This is a genomic window from Methylobacterium segetis, assembly GCF_004348265.1.
Lineage (GTDB): Bacteria > Pseudomonadota > Alphaproteobacteria > Rhizobiales > Beijerinckiaceae > Methylobacterium > Methylobacterium segetis.
Window position 1 is genome coordinate 1 of record NZ_SMNT01000155.1, and the last position, 8,482, is coordinate 8,482.

Below are 8,482 nucleotides of genomic sequence, written 5' to 3' on the forward strand. Positions count from 1 at the left end.
CGGCCCGCGGCCACGAACCCCTGGATCACCCGCTACATCTTCCCCGGCGGCCACCTGCCGACGCTCTCGGAGATGGTGCCGGCGATCGAGGCCTCGGGCCTCGTCGTCAACGACGTCGAGGTGCTGCGCCTGCACTACGCCGCGACCCTGCGGGACTGGCGCACCCGCTTCCTCGCCCGGCGGGCGGAGGCCGAGCGCCTCTACGACGCCCGCTTCTGCCGGATGTGGGACTGGTATCTCGCGGCGGCCGAGGCCGCCTTCCGGCACGAGGACGCGGTCGTGTTCCAGATCCTCCTCGCCCGCCGCAACGACGTGGTGCCGGCGACGCGCGACTACATCGCGCGCGCCGAGCGGCGTCTGCGTCGGCGCGAAGCCGCTCTCTCGCCCCCCCGTGAGCGGGCGGGCGGAACGGGCCTCACGCACTACCGTTGAGCTTGCAACCGAGACCGTCTTCCTCGCCGAGGAGCCACCCGTGCCGCATGCCCAGCCGATCCCCTTCGCCCCGTCCGTCGAGACGCCCGCGCCCGACGAGGCGGAGACGCACGATGGGATGATCGCCACCTTCGCCAAGATCCAGGGCACCACGCTCAAGGATTACGGACACGCCGTGCGCGGCGTGCACGCGAAGGGCCACGGCCTCCTCACCGGCAGGCTGGAGGTGCTGCCCGGCCTCGACCCGGCGCTCGCGCAGGGGCTCTTCGCGAAGCCCGGCACGCACGACGTCGTGCTGCGCCTCTCGACCAACCCCGGCGACATCCTCGACGACAGCGTCTCGACGCCTCGCGGCCTCGCGGTCAAGATCCTCGGCGTCGAGGGCGAGCGCCTGCCGGGTGCCGACGGCGCGACCCAGGATTTCGTGATGGCGAACGCGCCCGCCTTCGTGGCGCCGGACGGCAAGGCCTTCCTCAAGAGCCTGAAGCTGCTCGCGGCGACGACCGACACGCCGCAGATCTTCAAGAAGGCCTTCTCCGCGACGCTGCGCGGCGTCGAGACGGTGCTGGAGGCGCTGGGCACCAAGAGCCCGACGGTGATCGCGCTCGGCGGCCACCCGGAGACGCACATCCTCGGCGAGACCTTCTACAGCCAGGTCCCGGTGCGCTGGGGCGACTACGTGGCGAAGGTCGCGGTGGCGCCCGTCTCGCCCGAACTGACCGCGCTGACCAATGCCGCGCTCAACGTCAACGGGAAGCCCAACGGCCTGCGCGAGGCCGTCACCGCCTTCTTCGCGGAGCACGAGGGCGTCTGGGAGCTGCGGGCGCAGCTCTGGACGAACCGGGAGACGATGCCGATCGAGGACGCCTCGGTGCCCTGGCCGGAGGAGGAGAGCCCCTACCGGGCGGTGGCCCGCATCACCGTCCCCCGGCAGGACGCCTGGAGCGAGGGCAAGGTGAAGGCGATCGACGACGGGTTCGCCTTCAGCCCGTGGCACGGGCTCGCCGCGCACCAGCCGCTCGGCTCGATCATGCGGGCGCGCCGCGCCGTCTACCCGAAATCCTCCGGCTTCCGCGCCGAGCACAATGGCTGCCCGATCCACGAGCCGGGCGGCCTCGCTCAGGCGGGGCTGTGAGCCGGCATCGACCGCGGCCGACCGATCAGCCTGATCGCCCCGCGCCCCCTCTCCCGTTCGGGAGAGGGTTGGGGTGAGGGATGCGCCCTCTCCGGAAGGCCCTGATCCCTCACCCGGCCCGCGTCCCGCGGACTCGACCTCTCCCGAACGCGAGAGGTGGGGCGCCCTGCACGAATCCTGCACCCTGCCCTGTCGTTGAGCCACTTGCGGGCGGCGGCGTGCCGATGCTTGGAAGGGGCGCCCGCAGCCGAGGAGAGCCCATGTCCCGCACCGTGTATCTCGATGGACGCTTCGTCCCCTTCGAGGAGGCGCGCGTCCCGATCATGGACCGGGGCTTCCTGTTCGCGGACGGGATCTACGAGGTCTCGGCGGTGCTGGAGGGGCGGCTCGTCGACAACGCCGCCCATCTCGCCCGGCTCGACCGCTCCCTCTCCGAGATCGGCATCGCCAACCCCTACACGGCCGAGGAATGGACGCGGCTCGAGACGGAGCTCGTCGCCCGCAACGCGGTCGGCGAGGGCCTCGTCTACATGCAGGTGACGCGGGGCGTCGCCGAGCGCGACTTCGCCTTCCCGGCGGCCGGCACGCCGCCGACCGTCGTCATGTTCACGCAAGGGAAGGCGGTCCGGGCCAACCCGCTGGCCGAGGCGGGCGCGAAGGTGGTGACCGTGGAGGATCTGCGCTGGAAGCGGCGCGACATCAAGTCGGTGGCGCTGCTGGCGCAGGTTCTCGCCAAGCAGGCGGCGGCGGCCGCCGGCGTCGCGGAGGCCTGGATGGTCGAGGACGGGGCCGTCACCGAGGGCTCCTCCTCGACCGCCTTCATCCTCACCGCGGACGAGCGCATCGTGACCCGGCCGCTCTCGACGGCGATCCTGCCCGGCATCACCCGCAAGGCGGTGCTGCGGCTCGCCGCGGAGGAGGGCCTGCGAATCGAGGAGCGGCCCTTCTCCGTCGAGGAGGCCTACGCGGCGGCGGAAGCCTTCTACACCAGCGCCTCGGCCTTCGTGATGCCGGTCGTCGCGATCGACGGGCGCCCGGTCGGCGAGGGCCGGCCCGGCCCGCGGACGCGGCGGCTGCGCGAACTCTATCTCGCGATGGCCCTCGAATCGTGAAGAGCCCGGCCCCGCGGCGGCAGGAACGGATCGGAGGGGCAACGGTTCCTCTCGGAACTCGAGACTCTCCGAGAGAGGAAACGATGCCGAAGCTGATCCCCGGGCTGGCCCTGCTCGCCCTCGGCCTCATGGCCGGCGCGGCCCTCGCGCAGCAACCCGATGCGCCCCTGAAGGGCCGCGACACCGACCCGAACCTGCCCGCCCAGAGCCAGACCCCGCCCGAGAAGGTGCGGCCGGACGACGGCTCGAGCACGAACGGGACCCTGAGCGACAAGCTCGAGAAGAACGACGGCGTCATCAAGCCGCCGGGCAACGCCGCCCCCGGCATGGTGGTGAAGCCGCCGGAGCCGAACGCGGGCACGATGCCGGTGATCAAGCCGGGCGAGCTGCCCGGCCAGCAGCCGAACACCGAGGCGAAATAGGACGCCTCGCGGCCCGGCGCGGGGGGGACGTCGTCCCCGTCCGTCTGGCCGGGTTGCAGGCGCTTTGCTTGATTTCCCGGGCCGGATCGCGGAAAGACCCTACCGACAACGGGTTACCGGAGGCCCTCGGCCCGGAGCCCGTCCTTGCGAAACGGTACGGGTTTTGAGCGCATGGCGAACGTCGTCGTCGTAGGCGCCCAGTGGGGCGACGAAGGCAAAGGCAAGATCGTCGACTGGCTGTCGGAGCAGGCCGACATCGTCGTCCGCTTCCAGGGCGGCCACAATGCCGGCCACACGCTGGTGATCGGCGAGGCGGTCTACAAGCTCTCCCTGCTGCCCTCCGGCGTGGTGCGCCCCGACACGCTCGGCGTGATCGGCAACGGCGTCGTGCTCGACCCCTACGCCCTCGTCGCCGAGATCGACCGGATCACCGCGCAGGGCGTGCGGGTGAGCCGCGAGAACCTGCGCATCGCCGACAACGCCACGCTCATCCTCTCCCTGCACCGGGAACTCGACGCCCTGCGCGAAGACGGGGCGCCGGGCACCAAGATCGGCACGACGAAGCGCGGAATCGGCCCGGCCTACGAGGACAAGGTGGGGCGCCGCGCGATCCGCCTGATGGACCTGTCGGAGCTCGACACGCTGGGCCCCAAGATCGAGCGGCTGCTCGCCCACCACAACGCCCTGCGCCGCGGCTTCGGCCTGCCCGAATTCTCGCCCGACGCGATCTACGAGGAACTCGCGGGCATCGCCGACCGGGTGCTCCCATACCAGGACACGGTCTGGCACCTCCTCGACGAGGCGCGGCGCGCCGGCAAGCGCATCCTGTTCGAGGGCGCGCAGGGCGCGCTCCTCGACGTCGACCACGGCACCTACCCGTTCGTCACCTCCTCCAACACCGTGGCGGGGCAGGCCGCGACGGGTTCCGGCCTCGGGCCGGGGGCGATCGGCTACGTGCTCGGCATCGCCAAGGCCTACACGACCCGCGTCGGCGAGGGCCCGTTCCCGACCGAGCTGCACGACGCGGTCGGCGAGCGCATCGGCGAGCGCGGCCACGAATTCGGCACGGTGACGGGGCGCAAGCGCCGCTGCGGCTGGTTCGACGCGGCCCTCGTGCGCCAGACGGTGCAGACCTCCGGCATCGACGGCATCGCGCTGACGAAGCTCGACGTGCTCGACGGGTTCGAGGAGATCCGCGTCTGCACGGGCTACGAGATCGACGGCGCCCGCCTCGACCACCTGCCGGCGAGCCAGGGGTCGCAGGCGCGCGTCACCCCGGTCTACGAGACGATTCCGGGCTGGAGCGGCACCACCGCCGGCGCCCGCTCCTGGGCGGACCTGCCGGCCCAGGCGATCAAGTACGTGCGGCGGATCGAGGAATTGATCGGGGCGCCCGTCGCCCTGCTCTCGACCTCGCCCGAGCGCGACGACACCATCCTGATGCACAACCCGTTCGAGGACTGAGCCCGGGCACGGCCGGTCGGCTCGAGCCGGCACGGGCGGCGCGGGAGCGCGACGGCAAGAGGACGGCGAGAGGGCGGATCCGGGCACGATGGCCGACTACTATCCGTTGCTGGCGCGGGCGCTCGACGCCCTGCCCGACCGCTCGCCCGCCATGCGCAAGGCGGTCTACGACCGCGCGCGCGGCGCCCTGATCGGCCAGCTCCGCTCCCTGGAGCCGCCGCTCTCGCCCGACGACATCGACCTCGAGAGCAAGGCCCTCGACGCCGCGATCGAGCGGCTGGAGGTGGATTACGGCGGCGCGCCCCTACCCGCGCCGGCGCCCGCGAACGACCCGAGCCCGGCCTCCGCCCTGCCGGAACCCGCCCCGCCCCCGCGCCCTGCACCGGAGCCGCGGCCGGAGCCGGTCAGATCCGACCCCCCGAAGCCTGACATCGCGAAGCCCGAAACCGCGAAGCCCGAAGTCGCGAAGGCGGCGCCCTTCGTCGAGCCCGCCCGGCCCGACCCGAACCCGGAGGACGGGCTGTTCGAGGCCGAGCCCCCGCGACAGCCGGCGCCGCCCGTCTTCGTGGAGGCGGAACCCGCCGGGGCCGGCCCCTCGGCCGGCCCATCCCTGCCCCCGGCGCCGCCGCCCGATCTCGGCGGCCTCCCTCCCCGGCCGGAGCCCGAGCCGGTGCGCGAGGCGCCGGCTGTGGCCATCGCGGCGCGCCGGGCCAAGCCCGCCGCCGTCGAGGAGCCCGTTCCGGAGGCGCCCGAGGCTGTGGCCGAGCGCGGGCCGGAGGGAGAGGCCGAGATCGTCCCGGCCCGCGCCGACGCCACGGGCGGGCGCCAGCGGCCGCGGATCGACGTGGTGTCGCCCCGCGCCGGCCGCTCGACCCTGCTGCGCAACGCCTTCGTCGGCGCGGTGCTCGCCCTGGTGATCGGCCTCATCGCCGTGGCCGCCTACCTGCTGCGTGACCGGCCCGCCGACCTCCAGCAGACGGAGGCCGAGACGAGCGCCCCGGCCGACGGCAGCGACCAGAAATTCGCGGACCGGGTCGGCGGCGAGCCCGCCCAGCCCGCGCAGCAAGGCGCGGCGCAGCAGGCCGAGGCGCCACCCGCCCCCGCCCCGAGCCAGGCGGATCTCGCGGTGGCCCAGCGCGCCACGCTGATCGAGGAGAACACGGCGGGCCAGAACGCGCAGCCCAGCTCGACGACGGGCCGGGTGGTCTGGCGCCTCGAATCGGTGAGCGGCGAGCAGGGCCAGCCGCTGGAGACGGCGGTGGTCGCGACCCTGGACTTCCCCGAGGCCGGCCTGACCCTGGTCGCCACCCTGCAGCGCAACCTCGACGCGACGCTGCCCGCCTCGCACACGATCAAGCTCGCCTTCACCCCGAGCGGGCCCGGCGGCGAGCGGCGCTCGGTTCAGGATATCGGCCTGCTCCAGGCCAAGGACGAGGAGGCGGCCCGCGGCTCGCCCCTCTCCGGCCTGCCGGTGCGGGTGCGCGAGAACCTGTTCCTGATCGGCCTGTCGTCGCTGCGCAACGACGTCGACCGCAACACCGACCTGCTGCTCCACCGGAACTGGTTCGACCTCGCCGTCAAATACGCGAGCGGCCAGCGCGCCGTGATCACCTTCGAGAAGGGCAATTCCGGCGCCTACGCGCTGCAGCGCGCCTTCGAGCAGTGGCGATGAGGCGCTGACGGGTCGGCCGAGGCCGGCTGCCCCCTCTTCCGAGAACGAGGCCCGCCCGGGGCCTCAGGCCCCGGCGCCGGTCCGCGGCAACTCGCGCACGGCGAGGTTCTTCTTGACCGCCTCCTGCACCTTCTCGAAGGCGCGGACCTCGATCTGGCGGACGCGCTCGCGCGAGACACCGAACTCGCCGGAGAGATCCTCCAGCGTGATCGGATCGTCGGCGAGGCGGCGCGCCTCGAAGATGCGCCGCTCGCGCGGGTTGAGGACGGAGAGCGCGTCGCGCAGCGCCGAGAGGCGGTTCTGCCCCTCCTCCTCGCGGGCGAGCACGGTTTCCTGGCTCGGGCTGTTGTCGACGAGCCAGTCCTGCCACTCGCCCTCGCCCTCCTCGCGCAGGGGCGCGTTGAGCGAGGTGTCGCCGGACAGGCGCCGGTTCATGTCGATCACGTCCTGCTCCGGCACGCCGAGGCGGGTCGCGATCTGCTGGACCTGATCGGGGCGCAGATCCCCCTCGTCGAGGGCCGAGATGCGGCCCTTGGCCTTGCGCAGGTTGAAGAACAGCTTCTTCTGGTTGGCCGTGGTGCCCATCTTCACGAGCGACCACGAGCGCAGGATGTATTCCTGGATCGCGGCCTTGATCCACCACATGGCGTAGGTGGCCAGCCGGAAGCCCTTGTCGGGGTCGAAGCGCTTGACCGCCTGCATCAGGCCGACATTGCCCTCGGACACGACCTCGCCGATCGGCAGGCCGTAGCCCCGGTAGCCCATGGCGATCTTCGCGACGAGGCGCAGGTGCGAGGTGACCAGCCGGTGGGCCGCCTCGCGGTCCCCGTGGTCACGCCAACTCTTGGCGAGGGTGAACTCCTCCGTCGGCTCCAGCATCGGGAACTTGCGGATTTCATCGAGGTAGCGCGAAAGGCCACCCTCGTTGGCGAGCACCGGCAATGCGCCTGCCATGGCATACCTCCTTGGACTGTCCCCCAATGGTGGGCGGACGATGGCGCGGTCGACCGCTCCTTGAGCCGGTCGTCCGAATTCCCATCTGTACTGTGGAAATCCCCGATCCGGTAGCGGGTCCGCGGCGCGAACGTCGTGGTCAACGCACGAACGGGCCTATGGGTCGATCCTCGCACGATTGGTCGCGGGTCGAGGTGTGATGGCACACCCGATCCCGCCAGAGCCTTGACTGTGCCGGACCCGCCACACCCTCGATCTCCGACCTCTCTTCGCGCGCCCGACCAACGGGTTACGGCCTGCCGCCGAGGGCGCGCACGAGGGCGGCCATGTCCGCGGGCAGCGGGCTCTCGAAACGCAGGGCCTCGCCCGTGCGCGGATGGGCGAAGCCGAGGAGCCCCGCGTGCAGCGCCTGCCGGTCCAGCGCCGCGAGCGCGGCCTGCGCGGGCTCGGGGAGCCGGGCCGCCTTCGTCTTGAAGGCGCTGCCGTAGACCGCGTCGCCGAGAAGCGGGTGGCCGCGATGGCTGAGATGGACCCGGATCTGGTGCGTGCGCCCGGTCTCCAGCCGGCAGGCGAGCAGCGCGACCTCGGGGCCGAGCAGGCCCTCGGTGCGGTAATGCGTGATCGCGTGCCGCCCCTCGCCCGCCCGCACCACGGCGATCTTCTCGCGGTTGCGCTGGCTGCGGGCGAGATTCGCCTCGATCGTGCCGTTGCGGGGCTCGGGCGCACCCCAGACGAGCGCCTTGTAGGCCCGCTCCAGCGGCCCGCTGCGCCCGTGATCGGCGAATTGCGCGGTGAGGCCGCGATGGGCGAGATCGTTCTTCGCCACGACGAGGAGGCCGCTCGTGTCCTTGTCGAGGCGGTGCACGATGCCGGGCCGGCGCACGCCGCCGATGCCCGAGAGGCTCTCCCCGCAATGGGCGATGAGGCCGTTGACCAGGGTGCCGCCCTCGTGGCCCGGCGCGGGGTGCACGACGAGCCCGGCCGGCTTGTCGATCACGATGAGGTCGTCGTCCTCGTGGACGATCGCCAGGGCGAAGGGCTCGGCCGCCGGCTCGGGCGCCGACGCCTCGGGCACCGCGACGGAGAGGCGGGTGCCCGGCGCGACCTTGAGGGCAGGGTCCCGCACCGTCTCGCCGTCCCGCCGCACGTGGCCCGCGCGCACGAGATCCTGCAGGCGCGAGCGCGACAGGTCCGGAAAGGCCGCCGCGAGGGCCTTGTCGAGGCGCCCCCCCTCCTCCTGCGCGACGACGGCCACGCGTTCCCCGGTCTCGTCCATCCTGTCCTGCAACGC

At 72.7% G+C, this 8,482-nt stretch carries 8 protein-coding genes; 6 read left to right on the forward strand and 2 right to left on the reverse strand.

Features of this window, described 5'->3' with window-relative positions:
• From E1J50_RS24715 to E1J50_RS24740, 6 genes are all read left to right on the forward strand, one after another.
• Positions 1–432, forward strand: a 432-nt coding sequence (locus tag E1J50_RS24715) for a class I SAM-dependent methyltransferase (protein ID WP_207919289.1), incomplete at its 5' end; no start/stop codon positions are given.
• Between the two features lie 40 nt (positions 433–472).
• The gene (locus E1J50_RS24720; RefSeq protein ID WP_132256713.1) at positions 473–1,567 is read left to right on the forward strand and encodes a catalase family protein; all 1,095 of its coding nucleotides are present in this window, start codon (positions 473–475) and stop codon (positions 1,565–1,567) included.
• A gap of 260 nt (positions 1,568–1,827) precedes the next feature.
• On the forward strand, positions 1,828–2,679 hold the full coding sequence (locus E1J50_RS24725; protein WP_132256715.1) for a D-amino-acid transaminase: 852 nt from the start codon (positions 1,828–1,830) through the stop codon (positions 2,677–2,679).
• Positions 2,680–2,762: 83 nt separating this feature from the next.
• Positions 2,763–3,101, forward strand: a complete 339-nt coding sequence (locus E1J50_RS24730; RefSeq protein WP_132256717.1) for a hypothetical protein — start codon at positions 2,763–2,765, stop codon at positions 3,099–3,101.
• 171 nt (positions 3,102–3,272) lie between these two features.
• Entirely contained in the window at positions 3,273–4,565 is a 1,293-nt protein-coding gene (locus E1J50_RS24735; protein ID WP_132256720.1) for an adenylosuccinate synthase, read from the forward strand.
• Positions 4,566–4,653: 88 nt separating this feature from the next.
• Complete coding sequence (locus tag E1J50_RS24740; RefSeq protein WP_132256723.1) at positions 4,654–6,237, forward strand: histidine kinase; 1,584 nt, start codon at positions 4,654–4,656, stop codon at positions 6,235–6,237.
• A gap of 63 nt (positions 6,238–6,300) precedes the next feature.
• On the opposite strand, the gene rpoH is transcribed toward E1J50_RS24740, so the two are convergent.
• Positions 6,301–7,191 (reverse strand): RNA polymerase sigma factor RpoH, encoded by an 891-nt coding sequence (rpoH, locus tag E1J50_RS24745; RefSeq protein ID WP_132256726.1) that lies wholly within the window; start codon positions 7,189–7,191, stop codon positions 6,301–6,303.
• Positions 7,192–7,480: 289 nt separating this feature from the next.
• Entirely contained in the window at positions 7,481–8,467 is a 987-nt protein-coding gene (locus E1J50_RS24750; RefSeq protein ID WP_132256728.1) for an RluA family pseudouridine synthase, read from the reverse strand.
• Between the last annotated feature and the right edge of the window lie 15 nt (positions 8,468–8,482).

Excerpts from the sequence above, each read along its gene's own strand:
- rpoH (WP_132256726.1), bottom strand. The coding sequence starts at position 7,191 with ATGGCAGGCGCATTGCCGGTGCTCGCCAACGAGGGTGGCCTTTCGCGC.
- E1J50_RS24740 (WP_132256723.1), top strand. The coding sequence starts at position 4,654 with ATGGCCGACTACTATCCGTTGCTGGCGCGGGCGCTCGACGCCCTGCCC.
- E1J50_RS24750 (WP_132256728.1), bottom strand. The coding sequence starts at position 8,467 with ATGGACGAGACCGGGGAACGCGTGGCCGTCGTCGCGCAGGAGGAGGGG.
- E1J50_RS24725 (WP_132256715.1), top strand. The coding sequence starts at position 1,828 with ATGTCCCGCACCGTGTATCTCGATGGACGCTTCGTCCCCTTCGAGGAG.
- E1J50_RS24735 (WP_132256720.1), top strand. The coding sequence starts at position 3,273 with ATGGCGAACGTCGTCGTCGTAGGCGCCCAGTGGGGCGACGAAGGCAAA.
- E1J50_RS24730 (WP_132256717.1), top strand. The coding sequence starts at position 2,763 with ATGCCGAAGCTGATCCCCGGGCTGGCCCTGCTCGCCCTCGGCCTCATG.